At 72.6% G+C, this 17,653-nt stretch carries 20 protein-coding genes; 9 read left to right on the plus strand and 11 right to left on the minus strand.

What is annotated here, in order from left to right:
* Positions 1 to 16: 16 nt before the first annotated feature.
* A complete protein-coding gene (locus AB0G52_RS09905; protein WP_132891569.1) occupies positions 17 to 532 on the plus strand; it encodes a DUF2165 domain-containing protein in 516 nt (171 codons plus the stop codon).
* Between the two features lie 24 nt (positions 533 to 556).
* Here the strand turns inward: AB0G52_RS09905 and AB0G52_RS09910 are convergent, their stop codons facing one another.
* Positions 557 to 1,531: a helix-turn-helix domain-containing protein gene (locus tag AB0G52_RS09910; protein WP_132891570.1), complete on the minus strand. Its 975-nt coding sequence runs from the start codon at positions 1,529 to 1,531 to the stop codon at positions 557 to 559.
* A 236-nt stretch (positions 1,532 to 1,767) separates the two neighbouring features.
* Between AB0G52_RS09910 and AB0G52_RS09915 the strand changes: the two genes are divergently transcribed.
* Entirely contained in the window at positions 1,768 to 2,217 is a 450-nt protein-coding gene (locus AB0G52_RS09915; protein WP_132891571.1) for a peptidase inhibitor family I36 protein, read from the plus strand.
* Between the two features lie 134 nt (positions 2,218 to 2,351).
* Complete coding sequence (locus AB0G52_RS09920; RefSeq protein WP_361335444.1) at positions 2,352 to 3,365, plus strand: hypothetical protein; 1,014 nt, start codon at positions 2,352 to 2,354, stop codon at positions 3,363 to 3,365.
* Between the two features lie 18 nt (positions 3,366 to 3,383).
* On the opposite strand, the gene AB0G52_RS09925 is transcribed toward AB0G52_RS09920, so the two are convergent.
* The 3 genes from AB0G52_RS09925 to AB0G52_RS09935 all read right to left on the minus strand — a co-directional run bounded on the left by AB0G52_RS09925 (position 3,384) and on the right by AB0G52_RS09935 (position 7,742).
* Entirely contained in the window at positions 3,384 to 3,950 is a 567-nt protein-coding gene (locus AB0G52_RS09925) for a hypothetical protein (protein WP_361335447.1), read from the minus strand.
* Between the two features lie 88 nt (positions 3,951 to 4,038).
* Entirely contained in the window at positions 4,039 to 6,624 is a 2,586-nt protein-coding gene (locus AB0G52_RS09930) for a bifunctional FO biosynthesis protein CofGH (protein WP_361335450.1), read from the minus strand.
* A gap of 272 nt (positions 6,625 to 6,896) precedes the next feature.
* Positions 6,897 to 7,742: an LLM class F420-dependent oxidoreductase gene (locus AB0G52_RS09935; protein WP_132891575.1), complete on the minus strand. Its 846-nt coding sequence runs from the start codon at positions 7,740 to 7,742 to the stop codon at positions 6,897 to 6,899.
* 154 nt (positions 7,743 to 7,896) lie between these two features.
* Between AB0G52_RS09935 and AB0G52_RS09940 the strand changes: the two genes are divergently transcribed.
* Positions 7,897 to 9,399 (plus strand): CehA/McbA family metallohydrolase, encoded by a 1,503-nt coding sequence (locus AB0G52_RS09940; protein WP_361335453.1) that lies wholly within the window; start codon positions 7,897 to 7,899, stop codon positions 9,397 to 9,399.
* Positions 9,400 to 9,462: 63 nt separating this feature from the next.
* Here the strand turns inward: AB0G52_RS09940 and AB0G52_RS09945 are convergent, their stop codons facing one another.
* Positions 9,463 to 10,227, minus strand: a complete 765-nt coding sequence (locus tag AB0G52_RS09945; RefSeq protein ID WP_361335456.1) for an SDR family NAD(P)-dependent oxidoreductase — start codon at positions 10,225 to 10,227, stop codon at positions 9,463 to 9,465.
* Positions 10,228 to 10,421: 194 nt separating this feature from the next.
* Between AB0G52_RS09945 and AB0G52_RS09950 the strand changes: the two genes are divergently transcribed.
* Positions 10,422 to 11,006: a helix-turn-helix domain-containing protein gene (locus AB0G52_RS09950; protein WP_361335459.1), complete on the plus strand. Its 585-nt coding sequence runs from the start codon at positions 10,422 to 10,424 to the stop codon at positions 11,004 to 11,006.
* A 136-nt stretch (positions 11,007 to 11,142) separates the two neighbouring features.
* Here AB0G52_RS09950 and AB0G52_RS09955 read toward each other — a convergent pair whose 3' ends face one another.
* Positions 11,143 to 11,745 (minus strand): hypothetical protein, encoded by a 603-nt coding sequence (locus AB0G52_RS09955; protein ID WP_361335462.1) that lies wholly within the window; start codon positions 11,743 to 11,745, stop codon positions 11,143 to 11,145.
* A 68-nt stretch (positions 11,746 to 11,813) separates the two neighbouring features.
* On the opposite strand from AB0G52_RS09955, the gene AB0G52_RS09960 reads away from it, so the two are divergent.
* On the plus strand, positions 11,814 to 12,398 hold the full coding sequence (locus AB0G52_RS09960; protein ID WP_361335465.1) for a 3'-5' exonuclease: 585 nt from the start codon (positions 11,814 to 11,816) through the stop codon (positions 12,396 to 12,398).
* A 44-nt stretch (positions 12,399 to 12,442) separates the two neighbouring features.
* Here AB0G52_RS09960 and AB0G52_RS09965 read toward each other — a convergent pair whose 3' ends face one another.
* From AB0G52_RS09965 to AB0G52_RS09975, 3 genes are read right to left on the minus strand one after another with little or no spacing between them, the layout of a single operon-like run.
* Positions 12,443 to 12,724, minus strand: coding sequence for a hypothetical protein (locus AB0G52_RS09965; RefSeq protein WP_361335468.1), 282 nt, complete (start codon positions 12,722 to 12,724; stop codon positions 12,443 to 12,445).
* On the minus strand, positions 12,721 to 13,020 hold the full coding sequence (locus tag AB0G52_RS09970) for a hypothetical protein (protein WP_361335471.1): 300 nt from the start codon (positions 13,018 to 13,020) through the stop codon (positions 12,721 to 12,723). The genes AB0G52_RS09965 and AB0G52_RS09970 overlap by 4 nt, the downstream gene beginning before the upstream one ends.
* Positions 13,021 to 13,046: 26 nt before the next feature.
* Positions 13,047 to 13,487, minus strand: a complete 441-nt coding sequence (locus tag AB0G52_RS09975) for an ATP-binding protein (RefSeq protein WP_361335474.1) — start codon at positions 13,485 to 13,487, stop codon at positions 13,047 to 13,049.
* A 201-nt stretch (positions 13,488 to 13,688) separates the two neighbouring features.
* Between AB0G52_RS09975 and AB0G52_RS09980 the strand changes: the two genes are divergently transcribed.
* Together AB0G52_RS09980 and AB0G52_RS09985 are read left to right on the plus strand one after the other, a co-directional pair.
* Positions 13,689 to 14,543, plus strand: coding sequence for a Scr1 family TA system antitoxin-like transcriptional regulator (locus AB0G52_RS09980; RefSeq protein ID WP_361335477.1), 855 nt, complete (start codon positions 13,689 to 13,691; stop codon positions 14,541 to 14,543).
* A gap of 9 nt (positions 14,544 to 14,552) precedes the next feature.
* A complete protein-coding gene (locus AB0G52_RS09985) occupies positions 14,553 to 14,735 on the plus strand; it encodes a DUF397 domain-containing protein (RefSeq protein WP_361335480.1) in 183 nt (60 codons plus the stop codon).
* Between the two features lie 52 nt (positions 14,736 to 14,787).
* On the opposite strand, the gene AB0G52_RS09990 is transcribed toward AB0G52_RS09985, so the two are convergent.
* Complete coding sequence (locus AB0G52_RS09990; RefSeq protein ID WP_361335483.1) at positions 14,788 to 16,437, minus strand: alkaline phosphatase family protein; 1,650 nt, start codon at positions 16,435 to 16,437, stop codon at positions 14,788 to 14,790.
* Between the two features lie 166 nt (positions 16,438 to 16,603).
* On the opposite strand from AB0G52_RS09990, the gene AB0G52_RS09995 reads away from it, so the two are divergent.
* Entirely contained in the window at positions 16,604 to 16,990 is a 387-nt protein-coding gene (locus AB0G52_RS09995) for a nitroreductase/quinone reductase family protein (RefSeq protein WP_132891589.1), read from the plus strand.
* 22 nt (positions 16,991 to 17,012) lie between these two features.
* Here the strand turns inward: AB0G52_RS09995 and AB0G52_RS10000 are convergent, their stop codons facing one another.
* Positions 17,013 to 17,567 carry a DUF3455 domain-containing protein gene (locus AB0G52_RS10000; protein ID WP_361335486.1) on the minus strand — a complete coding sequence of 185 codons (555 nt, stop codon included), beginning with the start codon at positions 17,565 to 17,567 and terminating at the stop codon, positions 17,013 to 17,015.
* Positions 17,568 to 17,653 lie beyond the last annotated feature (86 nt).

Here is a 17,653-nt window from a genome sequence, read left to right on the forward strand (position 1 = left end):
GGGAAAGGACGGTGTCATGTCCACCTCCCATGCGCCCCGTGCGCTCTCGCTTGCCGCCGCCGTGCTCACCGGTACGGTCGCGCTCTACATCGCCCTCGTCGCCTTCGGGAACATCACCGACTTCGGCACCAACCAGGCCTTCGTCCAGCATGTGCTGGCCATGGACACCACGTTCAAGGACGACGACCTGATGTGGCGGGCCATCACGGACAAGGGGCTGGAGAACACCGCCTACGTCGCCATCATCGTGTGGGAGACGCTGGCCGCGCTCGTGCTGATCGCCGGGACCGTGCTGTGGTTCCGGCGCGACGACGGCCGTGCGCGGCGCGTCTCCACCTACGGTCTGCTGATGCTCGTCCTGCTCTTCGGCGCCGGGTTCATCGGGATCGGCGGTGAGTGGTTCTCCATGTGGCAGTCCAAGACCTGGAACGGCCTGGACGCCGCGACCCGGGTGCTGGTGCTCACCGGCCTCGCGCTCGTCGTCGTCCAGCTGTCGGGCCGGCCGGCCACGGAACCGGCCACGAAGGACTGAGCGCCCGGCCCTGCCGCCGCCTCGTCAGCCGAGGTTCGCGCGGAGCATCGACGCGCCGAGCGGGGTCAGGGTGTGCAGGACGCTCGCGGCCTGCCGCTGGCTGGTGATCAGGCCCGCGTCGCGCAGCACGGTGGTGTGCTGGCTGATCGAGGACGCGGACACCCCGGCGACGCGGGCGAGTTCACCGGTGGTCGCGCCGGCCGCGACCGCGCGCAGCACGGTGGCCCGGGTGCCGCCGAGCAGCGAGGCCAGGGAGGCCCCGGCGCTCCGGACGGGGCTCGGCTGCTGGTGCAGCGGGTACACGAGGACCGGCTCCATCGCGGGGTCGGCCATCGTGGTCGGGGTCCCCCAGCAGAAGTAGGACGGTATGAGCTTCAGGCCGCGACCGCCGAGCCGGAGGTCCCGGTCGACGGTGGGATGGCCGACGTGCAGGACCGGTCGGCGCCAGCGGATGTCCGGCCCCAGACCGGCGAGCACGGCCTCGACGCCACCGTCCAGCAGCGCCCGGCACCGGACGGCCCGGTCCGCGTCGATGCGTGCCTGGATCTCCTCGCCGTACGGGGCGATCGCGGTGTCGTGGTAGTCCCGCAGCGCCCGGACCAGCTCACGGCGGCCGTCCGGGCGGCCCAGTTCCCGCAGCCCGGGCGGGGCCCCCGAGAACTCGGCGAGGGTGCGCAGCTCGCCCAGCACCCGTCGGGCCGGGGTGGCGAGGACGGCCTCCAGGCCCGCCGCCAGCCCCTCGGACGCCTCGGCCGGGTTGAGGAAGTCCGGGTAGTAGGGCCCGCGGTGGAAGAGCGGCAGCAGCATCTCCCGCAGGACCCGCTGCTGTCCGCCCTCCCGTAAGCGCTGGCACGTGCCGCGGTACCAGGGCGCGTACGCCCAGCGGCCCTGCCTGGTCTGGAAGCGGTGCAGGCTCTGCCCGATCTCCCACAGCGGGTCCGGCTCGTGGACGACACGGGTCCGGGCGAGATCGACGTCCGTGAAGTGAATGCGGAGCATGGCGGTCCCCACCCCCATGGGCCCTGGTCCGGAGCCGGTTCCCCCAGCATGGCCAGCGCCGTCCGCGACTGAACACCACGAAACCCGAAAAACTTCTGGAGCACCGGGTTCCTCCCCCTTGACCTGCTCCTTTCAGGCCACGCCACACATCATGGCCACCGCTGGGCACCTCTGCGACCGTGAATCCCGTCCATGCCGTCCCCACCCTGCTCAGCAACCGTTCAGGGAGCGAGAACATGAAGAGAATGTCAGCCGTCGCCGCCGGAGTCGTCCTGCTGCTCGGCACGGCGGTCGGTACCGCCGCCGCCGACTCGTCCGGAAGTTCCGTGCTCGCCGGCTCCGCGTCGTCGGCCCTGTCCGCGCAGGTCGCCAAGCCCGCGGCCGTCCCCGCCGGGTGCTCGGCCGGCTACCTGTGCTTCTGGGTCAACGCCGGCTACAACGACGGGCCGGGCAAGCTGTCCGGGTCGAACGCCAACTGGACCGCCTTCCCGCACTCGACCTGCCAGACCAAGACGTGGAACGACTGCGCCTCGTCGCTCTACAACGACGGCGTGAACGACAACGCCGTGGTGTACACCGACGCCAACTACTCGGGCAGTTCCGGAACGATCGCCAGGGGCACCGGCGGAGACGTCAGCGCGGCCTGGAACGACGTCATCTCGTCCAACTCGTGGGTGGCGCCCTGACCGCGCCCCGTCCCCGGTGACGCCGTGACGGGCGGCCGGCTCCACCCCGGCCGCCCGTCGCGGGCACCCCCGGTCGCCCACCGCGGGCACCGCTCGTCCCCCTCGCCGGTCCCAGTCGCAGGAGCACCTCCACGATGCCGACGGCCACCCCGCACGCCACCCGCCCCACCGCCTCCCCCTTCCGTACGCCCGGCCTCGGCGGCCTCCTCGCCTGCGTCGCCGCGGGTGCTCTCGCGCTCACGGGATGCGCGGGCTCCCCGGCCCCGCGGGCCGCCGCCCGGACCCCCGTGGTCACGCCGGCCGGTCTCGACCTGCTGACCGACTCCGGGACCTACCCGGCCGCCGAGCGGTCCCTGACCCGCGCGGAGTCCCAGCTCGTCGCCTCCTGCATGACGGCCAGGGGGCTGCGTTACGTGGTCGTCGACCCCGCGTCCGCCGCCGCGACCGCCCCGAGCGCCCAGGTGGACCTCCGGCGGCGGCGCAGCCAGGGGTACGGGCTGTACGACCAGTACGCGGCCACCGCCGGGAAGAAGCCACCGGCCGCCGCCCGCGAGGTGGCCTCGGCGAACGACGCGTACGTCCGCGGGCTGCCCACCGCCGCGGCGGCCGCCTACATGACGGCACTGCGCGGCGGCACGTCCGACCTGCGCACCTTCCGCATGGCGGAGGGCACCCTGGAGTTCTCGGTGAAGGGCTGCGAGGCGGACAGCCGCCGACGGCTGTACGGGAGCCTGACCACGTACGCGGAGCTGGCGGTGATCCCCCAGAACCTGAACGCCGCGCTCACCACCCGGGTGCAGCGCGACGGCGCCTACCTGGCCCTGATGCGCGCGTGGAGCACGTGCATGGCGGCCCGGGGCTTCCACTACGCGCTGCCGAGCGACGCCCAGGCCCGGCTCAAGGCGTCGTACGCCCGGTCCGGTGCCACCGGGGCGCTGCGCAGGCAGGAGATCGCGACCGCGGTGGCGGACGGCACCTGCGCGCTGCGGCTGCGCATCCCCGCCGAGGTCGTCACGATCAGGAAGCGGCTGGCCGGTTCCGCGCTCACCGCACGGCAGCGGGCCGCCATGGCGGCGCTGACGGAGGACTGGCAGCGGGCGACGGCGACCGCGCGACGGATCGTCCGGCGGTCCGGCGCCGCCGGCTGACGCCTACGTGACCACCGTCTACTTGACCACCGTCACCTTGGTGTCCGGTTCCGTGCCGAAGGTCCACAGGGCCGTGCCGTCCGCCTTGCGCATGCGGATGCCGCTGGTCTGCTTGCCGGCGGCAGGGGGCGGGGAGGCGCCGTCGACCGCGTTGGAGAAGGCGATCGACAGGCCCGACTTCGCGGCGAAGTAGAGGATGTGCTCGATCTGGACGCCGTCCGAGCCGGTCGTGGACGCCAGGGTCTTGGAGATCGTGTAGGTGCCGGGGTCGGGGCTCACCGTCCCCGGCCACACCGTGAACGTACGGGTCGCCTTGTCGCTCGCGTCGACCAGCCAGACCCGCTTGTCGCCCAGCGCGTAGACGACCCGGCGGCCGGTGCCGGAGGCCGCGGGGACGTCCGGGGTCTTCGCCGGGGCCGGGGACGCGGAGGGATGGACGCCCGCCGACGCGCTCGCCGACGGCCGGACCTGCGCGGCCGTGGGGTGCGGCCCCTTGTCGGCCTGTACGGCGAGGAAGGCGACGGCCACCGTCGCCCCCGCCGTCAGTCCGGTGACCGTGACCCAGGAGGGCAGTAGGGCAGCCACGGGTACGTATCTCCTCCGCTGTGAGGCCCCCTGTACAGACGACAGAGGTCGGATCATCGTACCGGGCCGTGCGCGGGCACCCGGCCGCTCAGTCCAGCACCGGCAGCAGCTCCGGCAGGTGCCCGTCGGACGCCTCCGCCGCCCGCCGCCGCTCCTCGGACACCTCGCCGTACAGCGTCGTCCGCGGCCGCGCCGGACGGCCCGCCGCCCGCGCCACCGCGACCAGGTCGCGTACCGACTTGTACGAGCCGTACGACGACCCCGCCATCCGCGAGATCGTCTCCTCCATGAGGGTGCCCCCGAGGTCGTTGGCGCCCGAGCGGAGCATCTCCGCCGCCCCCTCCGTGCCCAGTTTCACCCAGCTCGTCTGGATGTTCGGGATGTGGGGGTGCAGGAGGAGCCGGGCCATCGCCGTCACCGCGCGGTTGTCGCGCATCGTCGGTCCCGGACGGGAGATGCCCGCCAGGTAGACCGGCGCGTTGGTGTGGATGAAGGGGAGCGTCACGAACTCCGTGAAACCGCCGGTCCGCTGCTGGATGCGGGCCAGGGTGCGCAGGTGGCCCAGCCAGTGCCGGGGCTGGTCGACATGCCCGTACATCATCGTGGACGAGGACCGGATGCCCACCTCGTGGGCCGTGGTGACGACCTCGATCCAGGTGGCGGTGGGCAGTTTGCCCTTGGTCAGCACCCAGCGGACCTCGTCGTCCAGGATCTCGGCGGCGGTGCCGGGGATGGTGTCCAGGCCCGCCTCCTTCGCCGCCGTCAGCCACTCGCGGATCGACAGGCCGGTGCGGGTCGCGCCGTTCACCACCTCCATCGGCGAGAAGGCGTGCACGTGCATGCCGGGGACCCGCTCCTTCACCGCCTTCGCGATGTCGAAGTAGGCCGTGCCCGGCAGGTCGGGGTGGATCCCGCCCTGCATGCAGACCTCCACCGCGCCGACGTCCCACGCCTGTTGCGCCCGGTCGGCGACCTGGTCGAGGGAGAGCGTGTACGCGTCGGCGTCGGTACGGCGCTGCGCGAAGGCGCAGAACCGGCAGCCGGTGTAGCAGACGTTGGTGAAGTTGATGTTGCGGGTGACGATGTACGTCACGTCGTCGCCGACGGCCGCCTTCCGGACGTCGTCGGCGATCCGGGTCAGCGCGTCCAGCGCCGGGCCGTCCGCGTGCAGGAGGGCGAGGGCCTCGGCGTCCGTGAGTTTCGTGGGGTCGTCGGCGGCGGTGGCCAGGGCCGCCCGGACGTCGGTGTCGATGCGCTCCGGTGCCATGCCGGGAGCCGCCGCCTCGCGCAGGGCTCCCCAGTCGCCGTACACCTCGTCGAAGTCGTCGCGGCGGTCGGCCGTACGGCCCTCGGTGTCGATCGCGGTGTGCAGGTCGGTGCGGCCGGTGGCGACGAAGACCTCCTCCGGCTCCTGCCACGGATGCCCCTCGACGACCGCGTCCGGCACCGCGAGGCCGGTGGCCGGGTCGGCCAGGGCGGCGACGTGCGGGCGCAGCCGCGGGTCCAGCCAGGGCTCGCCGCGTCGGACGAACTCCGGGTAGACGCAGAGGCGTTCGCGCAGTTCGAAACCGGCGGCGGCCGACTTCGCGGCCAGTTCCTCGATCTGCGGCCAGGGACGTTCGGGGTTGACGTGGTCGATGGTGAGCGGGGAGACCCCGCCCCAGTCGTCGATCCCGGCCGCGATCAGCCGCTCGTACTCGCTGTCCACCAGGTTCGGCGGGGCCTGGATGTTGCCGGCCGGGCCCATCACCAGCCGGGCCACCGCCACCGCCGCCACCAGCTCGTCCAGTTCGGCGTCCGGCATGCCGCGCATCGCCGTGTCCGGCTTGGCCCGGAAGTTCTGGATGATCAGTTCCTGGACGCCGTGGTACGACCGGGCCACGCGGCGCAGCGCGAAGAGCGACTCGGCGCGCTCCTCGTACGTCTCGCCGATGCCGATCAGGATCCCGGAGGTGAACGGCACGGAGGAGCGGCCCGCGTCCTCCAGGACCCGCAGCCGGACGGCGGGCTCCTTGTCCGGGGAGCCGTGGTGCGGGCCGCCGGGCTCGGACCAGAGCCGGGTCGCGGTCGTCTCCAGCATCATCCCCATCGACGGGGCGACCGGCTTCAGGCGCTGGAAGTCGGTCCAGGACAGCACCCCCGGGTTGAGGTGGGGCAGCAGGCCGGTCTCCTCCAGGATGCGGATGGAGATGGCGCGGACGTAGGCGATCGTGTCGTCGTACCCGTGCGCGTCGAGCCACTCGCGCGCCTCCGGCCAGCGGTCCTCGGGCTTGTCGCCGAGGGTGATCAGGGCTTCCTTGCAGCCGAGGGCCGCGCCCTTGCGGGCCACGTCCAGGACCTCGTCGGGGGACATGAACATCCCGTGCCCGGCCCGGCGCAGCCTGCCGGGGACGGTGACGAACGTGCAGTAGTGGCACTTGTCCCGGCACAGGCGGGTGAGGGGGATGAAGACGCTCTTCGAGTACGTGATGACGCCGGGGCGGCCCGCCGCTTCGAGGCCCGCGTCCCGGACCCGGGCGGCGGAGGCGGCGAGGTCGGTCAGGGCCTCGCCGCGCGCCTGGAGGAGTACGGCGGCCTCGGCGACGTCGAGGGCGACGCCGTCCCGGGCGCGTTTGAGGGCGCGACGCATGGAGTTCTCGGTGGGGCCGGTTCCGGAGGTCGCGGAAGTCGTCATTCCTTGAGCATACGTAGGGGCTCCGCGGGGCCGGTGGGGCCGGGGGCGTGCGGTGCGGGGCCGGGTGCGGGTGCGTCGTGGCCGTTCGCGCAGTTCCCCGCGCCCCTGAAGGGGCGCCTACTGCGGCGCCCTTCTTTCAGGGGCGCGGACCCGGCGGAAGAACAGGCGCCACGATGAGCGCCCCCTCAGGGGCGCGGGGAACTGCGCGAGGAACCACGACGGACCCGCACTCCCCCGTCACCCCGGCCCGGCAGCCGCGACGGCTCCCCCGCTCACAGATACTGCGCGCACGCGTCCAGCACGCCCAGCACCTCCCCCTCCCCCGCCGGCGGCAGTTGCACCACCACCTCCTCGATGCCCAGCTCCGCGTAGTGCGCCAGCTTCCCCGGCGTCGGCCACACGGCGTACGGCACCACCTGGAGCGCCGCCGGGTCCCGCCCCGCGTCCTCCCACACGCCCCGCAGCACCGGCAGCGACTCCGTCAGCCCGCGCCCGCCGATCGGCAGCCACCCGTCCGCGTACTCCGCGATGTGCGCGAACAGCTTCGGCCCCGCCGCCCCGCCGACCAGCGTGCGCGGACCGACCACCGGCCCGCGCGGCTTCTGCACCGGCTTGGGGTGCGCGGAGGAGGCCCGTACGCTCCCGAACTCGCCCTCGTACCCGGTCGGTTCCGCCGCCCACAGCGCCCGCATCAGGGCCATCCGGTCCCGGGTCAGCTCCCGCCGCGTCCGCCAGGTCACGCCGTGGTCCGCGGCCTCCTCCACGTTCCAGCCGAAGCCGACGCCGAGGGTGAAACGGCCGCCGGAGAGGTGGTCGAGCGTGGCGATCTGCTTGGCGAGGTCGATCGGATCGTGCTGGGCGACCAGGGTGATGCCGGTGCCGAGACCGAGGCGCTCGGTGACGGCGGCGGCCTGGCCGAGGGCGACGAAGGGGTCGAGGGTGCGGCCGTACTCGCGCGGCAGTTCCCCGCCCGCCGGGTACGGGGTGGTCCGCTCGACCGGGATGTGGGTGTGCTCGGGCAGGTACAGGCCGGCGAAACCGCGCGCCTCCAGCTCCCGGGCGAGGCGGACGGGGGCGACGGTCTCGTCGGTGAGGAAGATCGTGACGGCTATACGCATGCCCCATCTGTACCGGTGGTGGCTCGATCTGTCCATACCGACTGGTCGGCATCACCTTCCCCACCTGTCACACCGCCCGGCACACGGCGTACGGATGCCTCGGGATTCCCTGCCCTTCCGGGGGAGTTCACGTCCGGCGGGGAGAGTGAGCGGCATGTGTGAGGACACGCACGGCATCCGCAGACGCGCGCTGATCGTGACGGGCGCCACCACAGCCCTTACGTTGGGAACCGTGAGCTTCGCAGCGGCGGACGGTCAACACCAGGAGACCCGCACGGTACGCGGCACGCTGCCACCCGGCTGCCCGGACTTCGTGTACGTGCCGGTCGAAGTACCGCCCGGCGTACGGGAGATCAAGGTCTCCTACACCTACGACCGACCCAGCGTCCCGGCCGGCACCCCGGGCAACGCGCTCGACATCGGCGTCTTCGACCAGCGCGGCACCGAGCTGGGCGGCAAGGGCTTCCGGGGCTGGTCCGGCGGCGCCCGCACGGAGTTCTTCGTCCGCGCCGACGACGCGACCCCCGGCTACCTCCCCGGCCCGGTGGGCGCCGGTACCTGGCACATCGCGCTGGGCCCCTACACGGTCGCCCCGCAGGGACTGTCGTACGAGCTGACGATCACCCTGACCTATGGCGCACCCGGCACCCCCGTCCGCCCGGTCTACCCGCCGCAGCGGGCCAAGGGGCGCGGCCGGGACTGGTACCGGGGCGACTGCCACCTGCACTCCTGGTACTCCGACGGCCGCCGTACCCCCGCCGAGATCGCGGCCCTCGCCCGGGCCGCCGGCCTGGACTTCATCAACTCCTCCGAGCACAACACGCACGCGGCGCACGCGCACTGGGCCGACCAGGCCGGCGACGACCTGCTGATCATGCTCGGCGAGGAGATCACCACGAGGAACGGCCACGTGGTCGCCCTCGGCACCGACCCGGGCACGTTCGTCGACTGGCGCTACCGGGCCCGGGACAACCGCTTCGGCCACTTCGCCCAGCAGATCCACCGGGCCGGCGGCCTGGTCGTACCGGCGCACCCGCACGCCACGTGCGTGGGCTGCGCCTGGAAGTTCGGGTTCGGGGACGCGGACGCCGTCGAGGTCTGGAACGGGCCGTACACCCCCGACGACGAGGTGGCCCTCGCCGCCTGGGACGCCACGCTCGTCGCCTCGGTCCGGAACGACCGGCGGTGGCTGCCCGGCATGGGCAACAGCGACGCGCACCGCGACCCGGACGCCGTCGGCTCACCCCAGACCGTCGTGCTCGCCGACGACCTGAGCCGCGAGGCGATCCAGGAGGGCCTGCGCGCGGGCCGCTCCTACATCGCCGAGTCGAAGAACGTGACGCTGAGCTTCACGGCGACGGGCGGGCGGGGCGAGCGCGCGGGCATCGGCGAACGGCTCGCCGTCGCCCCCGACACCCCGGTGACCGTCCGCCTGGAGGCCTCCGGCGTCCCGCGCTGCACGGTCCGCCTCGTCACCGACGAGGGCGTCCTGCTCACCACCGACCCCTTCCCGGTGACCGGCTCGGGCACGGTCGAATGGAGGACCACGCCCTCCTACGCCGCGTACGTCCGCGCCGAGATCCGCCACGAGACGGCAGCGGGCCCGGTCCCGGGCGCCCTGGCGGCCCTGACGAACCCGATCTTCCTGGGACGGTGACGGCGCCTCACCTCGGCACCCCCGCATCCGGCCCCGGACGTGGGGCACGAGGTGGCGCAGGAATCACCAGGTCTGCTCGGAGGCGCGGACGAGGACCTCGTTGACGGAGACCCGGCGGTCGCGGGTGACCACGTAGGAGACCGTGTCCGCGATGTCCTCGGGACGCAGCATCTCCATCCCGGCCAGCTGCTGATCCAGTGACGCCCTGATGTCGTCCCGCGAGTGCGTGACGAACTCGGTGTCCACCGTCCCCGGTTCGATCACGCTCACCCGCAGCCGCTGTCGCATGACCTCTTGGCGCAGGGCCTCGGTGAAACCGTTCACGCCGAACTTCGTCATGCTGTACACCGCCGTGCCCGGCCGGGCCACCCGCCCGGCGGTGGAGCTGATGTTGACCAGGTCCGCCACCCGCCGGGGCGAGTCCTGCGCCGCACGCAGCAGATGCGGCAGTGCGGCTCGGGTGACGTACAGGAGGCCGTGCACGTTCACCGCCACCATGCGGTCCCACTCCCCGGCAGGCGCGTCGAGGACCGGTCCGGGCAGCCCCGTACCGGCGTTGTTGACCAGGACGTCCAGGCGGCCGAGTTCGCCGACCACGTGTTCCACGGCGGCCGCCGCCTGCTCCCGCTCCGTGATGTCGGCCGCCACCACGAACGCCGATCCGCCCTCGGCGCGGATCTTCCCGGCCAGCTCCTCCAGCCGGTCGCGGCGCCGGGCGACGACCGCGACGGCGGCGCCCTCGGCGGCGAGGCCCACGGCGACCGCCGCGCCGATACCGCTGCTGGCGCCGGTGACGAGGGCCACAGTGTTCTGCAGACGTGGGGGCATGGCTGTCTCCTTGGTTCGGGTCAGGAGGGTTCGGTGCGAAAGGGCGGGTGATGGAGGAGGGGTGGGTCCGGGCAGCCGGTGGCGCACGCACGCGGGCCGCCGTACCCTCACATCCGGAACCGGTTCCGGTTCACCTTTCGGAGAGTAAGCGGAACCAGTTCCGCTTTGCAAGGGCGGCAGAAAGGGAGTCGGCGGTGACCGGCCACGAAGAGGAGACGGCGCGGCCTCACAGACCGCTGCGCGCGGACGCGCAACGCAACGAGGACCGACTGCTGGAGGCGGCCGCGGCCGCCTTCGCCAGCCAGGGGGCGGGGGCTTCGGTCAAGGACATCGCCCGCGCGGCAGGGGTGGGAGTCGGCACCCTCTACCGCCGGTTCCCGTCCAAGGAGCTCCTCGTCGAGGCGACCTACCGGCAGGAGGTGCGGCGCCTGTGCGAGGCGGCACCGGAGCTCACTGCCGTACAGCCACCGGCGGAGGCGCTGCGGGCCTGGATGGAGCGCTTCATCGACTTCATGGCCGCCAAGCAGGGCATGGCCGAGGCGCTGGCCGTGGTGCTGACCGACGAGAGCGACAAGCTGCACACCCGGGCTCTGCTCGCCGACGCGCTCACGCACCTGCTGACCGCAGCTGAAGGGGAGTCGGTGACCCGGCCGGGCGTCGCCGCGCAGGACGTGCTGATGGCCCTGGGCGGGATCAGTCTCATCGCCGCCAACGAGGAGCAGCGCGCCCTGGCCACCAGACTGATCGACCTCCTCCTGCACGGCATCATCGCGGACTGACGCACCCCGTGTTCTCCGGGCGACTCCGCCACACGCCCGGCACGCCCGGCATGCCCGGGACCGCCGCCCCCGCCGCAACGCCCGGCCCGACGGTCCGTCCCAGGGATGACGGGGCGCTCGACGTCCGGGCAGGCGGCTATCGGCGGCCGTCCCGTCCGCGCGCGCTGCGCCGCAGTTCGCGCCGCAGCGCGCGCCGCTGCTTTCCCGGCAGGGTGGCGGCCAGCTCGCCCACCGGGGCGACGTCGTGACCTTCGCCGTCCCGGCCGCCCCGGCACCACCACACCGGCGGCCCCGCCGCGTCCGTCGCACCCGGGTACCAGTCGTCGGCGGTCCCCGCGGGACGCGAGTGCATGCCGAGCTTGTGTTCCCCGCAGACCGGCCAGACCTGCCAGAGCAGCTCCACCAGGGTCTCCTGCGCCGCGTCCGCCACCACGGTCAGCACCGTCGCCTCGTCGTCCGGCTCCAGCGGGTCGCCCTCCTCGGGGTCCCACGCGTTCACCTGGTTGCCCTGCCAACGGCCGTCGGACATCGCCACGTGGACCTGCCCCCTCTCGGACTCCGATGGGTCGACCATCAGGATCAGCGCGTCCTGCCCCGGCAGGGTCGCCGTCAGGTCGCGGTTCACCACGGCGAGCGCGGCCTCCAGCTTCGGCCACTCACCGGGCTCGGCCGCCCTGGGTTCCGGGCGACGCGGCCGGTCGTCACCAGGACCGACACGGTGATACGAGAAGTAGCTCACCGGGGCATCGTGCCATCCGCGCCGAAACCCGCGTGCCCCGGTCGCCGCGCCGTCCTACGCTGCCCGTCATGGACAGCGCCCGGGCCGAGGGGCTCGTCAACGTCGTGGACGTCGAGGCGACCTGCTGGACCGGGGCCCCGCCGCCCGGCGAGGTCAGCGAGATCATCGAGGTCGGGCTGACCGTCGTCGACCTGGCGGCCGGCGAGCGGCCGGCCCGCCACCGGATCCTGGTGCGGCCCGCCCGGTCGGCGGTCAGCGCGTTCTGCACGGAGCTGACCGGCCTCACCCAGTCCGAGGTCGACCAGGGGGTCGGCTTCGCGGAGGCGTGCCGGTTGCTGGCGGCCGAGCACCACGCGGGCGTCCGGCCCTGGGCCAGCTGGGGCGACTACGACCGCCACCAGTTCACCCGGCAGTGCCAGGCCACCCGGACGCCCTATCCCTTCAACCACCGCCACACCAACGCCAAGGCCGTCTTCACCGAGGCGTACGGCCTGCGCAGACGCCCCGGTATGGCCCAGGCCCTGGAGATCGCCGGGCTGCCGCTCGAAGGACGGCACCACCGGGGCGAGGACGACGCCTGGAACATCGCGTCCCTCGTGCTTCTCCTCTCCGCGCGCGGCCATTGGCCGGCCCAGGTGGAACACCTCGCGTGACGCCATGAGAAGAACCGGGGGAGTTCGCGGAACGGGTCACGGTGTCAGTCCACTACCTGTGGATCTCGGAAGTAGTACACGACGGTCACGCCCATGCCCGGGGTGTGCGTGTACACGACCGTAATCGCCTCTGCGGAGTCGCGGGCAAGCGGAGTGGTGTACGTGTACTCCACGGACGGAGGCCGCCACCCGGGGATCTCGCGGCCTGTCGCCGGGTTCTGGGCGATGGCGGCGAGCGCCTCCCGGACCACTTCCCGCTCCCCCTCCGTGAGGTCCCCGAACGCCTTCCTCGCGGGCTCGGCCTCCTCCAGCGGGACCTCTTTCACCCGTCGCCGCCTTCGGCTCGCGCCTCTTCCAGAGCCGTCATGATCTCGGCCGAGTTCCTGATCAGGACGCGGTGCCGATAGGCGCGGACCACCGCCGCCGCGCCTGCGAAGTCATTGGTCGGGGAGGCTCCTATGGCGGCCGCCAGCTCCGCTTCGAAGCGCTCGCGATCGCCTGGGAAGCCGTAGCGGCTGAGCGCGCTGCGCAGGTCGTCCACGGTCCGGATCTCCGGGAGGGGCATCGCTCCCCAGCCGTGCTCGGGCTGTGCGCTCATGATCAGCTCCTGAGGGACGGACATCGCTCCAGCTCCCAGTATGGCCCTGGTCACCACGCCCCCGCCCCGGCTCCGCACTCCGCCCACATCACCTTGCCGCCCTTCGACGTGCCCAGTTCACGCAGGACCGACGCGCCCCACCGGTCCGCACAGGCCCGCACCAGGGGCAGGCCGCGGCCGTGCTCGGCGTCGGGTGGGGGTGGTGGGGCGGGGGCGGTCGAGAAACCGGGCGGGAGGTGGGGATCCGTGTCCCATACGGTCACGCGGAGGCGGCCGTTGTCGGCCGAGCGGAGCCGGAGCGCGTACGGTCCCTTCGTGTGACAGTGCGCGTTCGCGAGGAGCTCCGCCGCCACCAGCTCCGCGGTCGGGGCCAGCTCCGGGAGCCCGTGCGCGGCGAGGACCAGTCTCAGGGTGCCCCGCGCGATACCCGGTGCGCGTGGATCGTGCGGAAGGTGCAGGGTGTACGCCCAGGACGGGGATACGGTGGCCACGGGAAGTCTCCGGTCGCAGAGGGGAGTTCCACAGATGCCTGGTGTCTGTGCCGTGGCGTCCCACGGAGCGCTTCCAGGCGTGGCGCCTGAGACGAAGATAGGGGCTCCGCAAAGCAGCTTTGCGAGCTTTCGAAGGATCTCGCCCTCATCTCCCTCGTGTGAGTGACAAGCTCGCTGTACGTCCGCTAGGAGGAAGCACTCATGACGCCACGGCCCGCGCCGACGGCCCGACGCGTCCGGCTCGCCACCGAGCTGCGCAAACTCCGTGAGCGGGCGGGCCTGACCTCCACGGAGGCGGCCCAGATGCTCGGTACCAGCTCGGGTCAACTCAGCAATGTGGAGTCGGCCAGGTTCGGAGTGAGCCCTGACCGTGTCCGGGCCATGGCCAACCTCTACTCGTGCACGAACCAGCCCTACGTCGACGCCCTCGCCGACATGGCCGCGGAGAAGACACGCGGCTGGTGGTGGGAGACGTACCGCGAGGTGCTTCCTTCCGGACTGCTCACCCTCGCCGAACTGGAACACCACGCGACAGCTGTCCGTACCGCCTTCACGGCTCACATCCCGGGCATGCTCCAGACCGCCGAACACGCCCGGGAGATCTTCAGCAAGGCGATCCCGGCTCCCACCCCGCCGGAAGTGGAGCACCGCGTCTCACACCGGATCAAACGCCAGGACGTGGTGTTCCGGAAGGACCCGAACCCGTACAGCACCGTCATCCACGAAGCCGCCCTGCACATGCGGGTGGGCGGCCGAAAAGTGGCCCGCGACCAGCTCAGGCACCTGATCAGCATGAGCCTGCGGGATCACATCACCCTGCGGGTGCTTCCCTTCGACGTCGGCGCCTTCCCGGGATCAGGACAGTCCATCAACTACCTGTGCGGTCCCGTGGCGGAGCTGGACACGGTCCAACTCGACCAGTTCCACGGTCCCGTACTGCTCGACGCCGAGGCCCACTTGGAGAAGTACCGACGCCTCCTGGACGTCGTCGAAGCCACCGCCCTCAGCCCCGAGAAGTCCCGTGACCTGATCCACGCCATCATCCAGAACATGTGAGGAGTCGGCATGCCCACACCCCCCTGGCGGAAGTCGTCCTACTGCCAAGAAGGAGAGGCCTGCGTCCACATATCCACCACCCCCGCCCTCGTCCGCATAGCCGACGCCGACCCGCCCCGGAGCGTCCTCACCGTCGGTGCCAAGGCCTTCGGTGGTCTGCTCGACATGGTGAAGTCGTCCGGCGGACGGTGACCGTGCCGGCCGCCGGAGACGACGGCGGCCGGCGAGGCGCTCCCCTGCCTGGTCAGCGGACCGGCAACGACCGGGTGTGCTCGATGCGGACGGCGTCCAGGGCGTGCGGGTCCAGGCCGAGCAGGCGCAGCATCGTCGGTGCGATCTGCGTGGTCCGCACCGGGGCGTCGACGCGCACGGCGTGCGGGGTGCCGGCGCCGTAGACGACGAGCGGCACGTCGCGGTCGTCGGCGGCTGCTCCGCCGTGTTCGGCGATCTTGCCCTTGCCGCCCGTGTACACCACGCCGTACTGGGCGATGCCGAACAGGTCGGGCACGCGCGGGTCGCCGGGCCGGGCGTGGAAGTACCGGGCGGCGGCCGCACCGGCGTACACGGTCTTCAGGCCGCTCGCCGTGAACGGCTTGGCCGCTCCGTCGATGCCGTTGCCGGTGCCGGACCGGGCGAGCAGGTAGGCCTTGGCGAACGCGGTGGCCGCCTGGGAACGGTCGCTGAGCCACAGCAGCATGGCGTCGTCGTCCACGGCGTGGGCGACCAGGTCACCGGCGCCGGGGTGGGCGGCCTTCCAGGCGGCGTCGAGCCCGTCGAGCAGCGGCCCGTCGTCGATGCGGGTCAGCGCCTTCGGGTCGGTGGGCGACTGGCCGTGCTTGGCGGACAGGATGACGGTCGTGCTGCCGTCGAGACCCCGCCGGTGGATCTCGGCGAGGAACGCCCCGACCTCCCGGTCGACGAAGGCGAGGTTCTTCGCGAGGAGCGGGCCGGGGGTGCCGGGCGCGGTGTAACCGCCCGGCAGGCCGTCGGAGGCCGGCAGCTTCTGGGCGGTGGACACCGACTGGAAGTTCATCCCGAAGACCGCCGGGACGCCGGTGCGGTGGGCGCCGCTGTGGTCGTGGCCGTCGATCTCGTTGAGGACGGCCTTCACCTTGTACGCGTCGTACTGCTCGGTGGCCGCGTTGTCCTTCGTCCAGTCCTGGCCGGCCGGGTAGCCGACGGCCTGGCTGTTGATCTCGGGTGCGAACAGGTCCTGGACGCCCTTGCCGGACGGCCCGTCGAGGATCTCGTAGGCGACGTGCTTGTCCGACCACGCGGTGCGCAGCCCGGCCTCGCGGGCCACGTCGAAGACCGTGTTCACCTTGAGGTAGGAGTGCGGGTAGACCGGCTTGCAGGTCTTCGGGTCGACGGGCAGCTTCGCCGGGTCGATGAGGCGGGCGGCGTCACCGGTCATGTTCAGGATGCCGCCGGGCAGGTCGGACAGGCCCTGGCCCGCGTCGAGGGAGTTCTGGTTCCTGTCGAGGTCCTCCGTGAGGTCGACCTCGGCGCCCGGCCTGACGCCCGCGCAGTGGGTGGTGCCGGCCGGGAGCAGGGCGTCGCTGTAGGTGTCGTCGTAGTAGACGCCCGTGACGCCCGGGTCGCCGCCGGTCAGCTGGCCCACCATGCCGGGGAAGGAGTCGGAGGGGACGGTGGTTCTCGCATGGGTGTACTCCACGCCGCCGCCGGCCAGCCGGGCGAGCGCGGAACGCGGGTGCCGGGCCACGTACCAGGCCAGGTCGGACTGGTGCAGGCCGTCCACCGACAGCAGCAGCACGTGCCGGGAACGGGACGCCGGGGAGGCCGAGGCGGGGCCCGCTGTCGCGGCGGTCAGGCCGCCGACGGCGGCGAGCGCGGCGGCGGCGGCCGCGACAGGACGGAGGGGGTGTCGGAACACGGTGGTTCTCCTCGAAACTGTGCGGAGCTTGTGATCCTGCGGGGGGCGCACCGACATTCGAGAAGGAGAACGTGTACGGAACCGGGCCTGCGTGCCCGATTCTGTCAAAGAACGTCATGTCGGCGCGCAAAGCCCACCGGCTCACCAACCTGTAGGCAGGGGAACGATGTCCGACCGCAGATTCCGGATCACCACCGCCTTCCAGCGGCACGTCGCCAACCCGCTGACCCGGCTCATGCCCTTCCAGACCCTGCTGGAGACCACCGGGCGGGTGTCCGGGCAGGCCCGGCGGACGCCACTCGGCGGGCGGCGGGTCGGGGACAGCTTCTGGCTGGTGTCGGAGTTCGGGACGAAGTCGCAGTACGTGCGGAACATCCAGGCCGATCCGCGGGTACGGGTGCGGATCGGCGGGCGGTGGCACCACGGCACCGCCCACCTGCTGCCCGACGACGACCCGGTCGCCCGGCTGCGCACCCTGCCCAAGGGCAACAGCATGGCCGTGAAGGCCCTGGGCACGCAGCTCCTGACGATCCGGGTCGATCTCACCGACTAGGACGACCAGGACGGCCGCTGGTTCAGCTGGCGGCCTTGTAGAACGCGTACGTCGCCGCGTACGGCACCGAGATCTGGTCCGTGCCGGTGCAGGCGGCCGCCGGGGCCACGCCGCCCTCCGTGTCGAGGCGCTGGACGTAGGTGACGCCCTCGAACGTGCCGGCGCCGCGGGTGGCCGTGGCCTTCAGGAGCAGCTCGGGGACGGCGCCGTCCTTGGGGGAGTTGGCGATCGCCGAGGCGTTGACCGCGCTGCCGTCGACGGTGGAGACCCAGACCGGGCCACGGGAGTGCAGGGCGACCGGGCGGTGGGCGCGGTCACGCTTGTCGGAGAGGGTGGCGGCGGGCTCCAGGAGCTTCCAGGCGCCGTCGGTGCAGGTGTAGGTCTGCACGCCGTGCGCGGCGTAGACGCCGGTCAGCCTGTTGCCGTCGGGCACCGCGAGGGCGGCGGGGGCGTGGACGGCCGGGAAGTGGGCGGGCCGGGCGGAGTAGGCCTGGACGGCGGTCGTACCCAGCGCGGTGGCGGCCGCGGTGGCGGCGACGGCCGTGGTGGTCAGGGCGATTCTCTTGGCGAGCTTCATGGAGTGGTCTCCGGAGGATTCCGTGCGTGTGCAAGGGACGTGCGTGTGCAGGGGAGGGGACGGCCGGACGTCGATCAACCGGAAAC

This window comes from Streptomyces sp. NPDC021562, assembly GCF_040640875.1.
GTDB lineage: Bacteria > Actinomycetota > Actinomycetes > Streptomycetales > Streptomycetaceae > Streptomyces.

Coding starts and splice junctions, on each gene's coding strand:
- AB0G52_RS09945 (WP_361335456.1), bottom strand. CDS start 10,227: ATGCCCCCACGTCTGCAGAACACTGTGGCCCTCGTCACCGGCGCCAGC.
- AB0G52_RS09995 (WP_132891589.1), top strand. CDS start 16,604: ATGTCCGACCGCAGATTCCGGATCACCACCGCCTTCCAGCGGCACGTC.
- AB0G52_RS09915 (WP_132891571.1), top strand. CDS start 1,768: ATGAAGAGAATGTCAGCCGTCGCCGCCGGAGTCGTCCTGCTGCTCGGC.
- AB0G52_RS10000 (WP_361335486.1), bottom strand. CDS start 17,567: ATGAAGCTCGCCAAGAGAATCGCCCTGACCACCACGGCCGTCGCCGCC.
- AB0G52_RS09905 (WP_132891569.1), top strand. CDS start 17: ATGTCCACCTCCCATGCGCCCCGTGCGCTCTCGCTTGCCGCCGCCGTG.
- AB0G52_RS09960 (WP_361335465.1), top strand. CDS start 11,814: ATGGACAGCGCCCGGGCCGAGGGGCTCGTCAACGTCGTGGACGTCGAG.
- AB0G52_RS09920 (WP_361335444.1), top strand. CDS start 2,352: ATGCCGACGGCCACCCCGCACGCCACCCGCCCCACCGCCTCCCCCTTC.
- AB0G52_RS09910 (WP_132891570.1), bottom strand. CDS start 1,531: ATGCTCCGCATTCACTTCACGGACGTCGATCTCGCCCGGACCCGTGTC.
- AB0G52_RS09935 (WP_132891575.1), bottom strand. CDS start 7,742: ATGCGTATAGCCGTCACGATCTTCCTCACCGACGAGACCGTCGCCCCC.
- AB0G52_RS09980 (WP_361335477.1), top strand. CDS start 13,689: ATGACGCCACGGCCCGCGCCGACGGCCCGACGCGTCCGGCTCGCCACC.
- AB0G52_RS09940 (WP_361335453.1), top strand. CDS start 7,897: ATGTGTGAGGACACGCACGGCATCCGCAGACGCGCGCTGATCGTGACG.
- AB0G52_RS09970 (WP_361335471.1), bottom strand. CDS start 13,020: ATGTCCGTCCCTCAGGAGCTGATCATGAGCGCACAGCCCGAGCACGGC.
- AB0G52_RS09985 (WP_361335480.1), top strand. CDS start 14,553: ATGCCCACACCCCCCTGGCGGAAGTCGTCCTACTGCCAAGAAGGAGAG.
- AB0G52_RS09930 (WP_361335450.1), bottom strand. CDS start 6,624: ATGACGACTTCCGCGACCTCCGGAACCGGCCCCACCGAGAACTCCATG.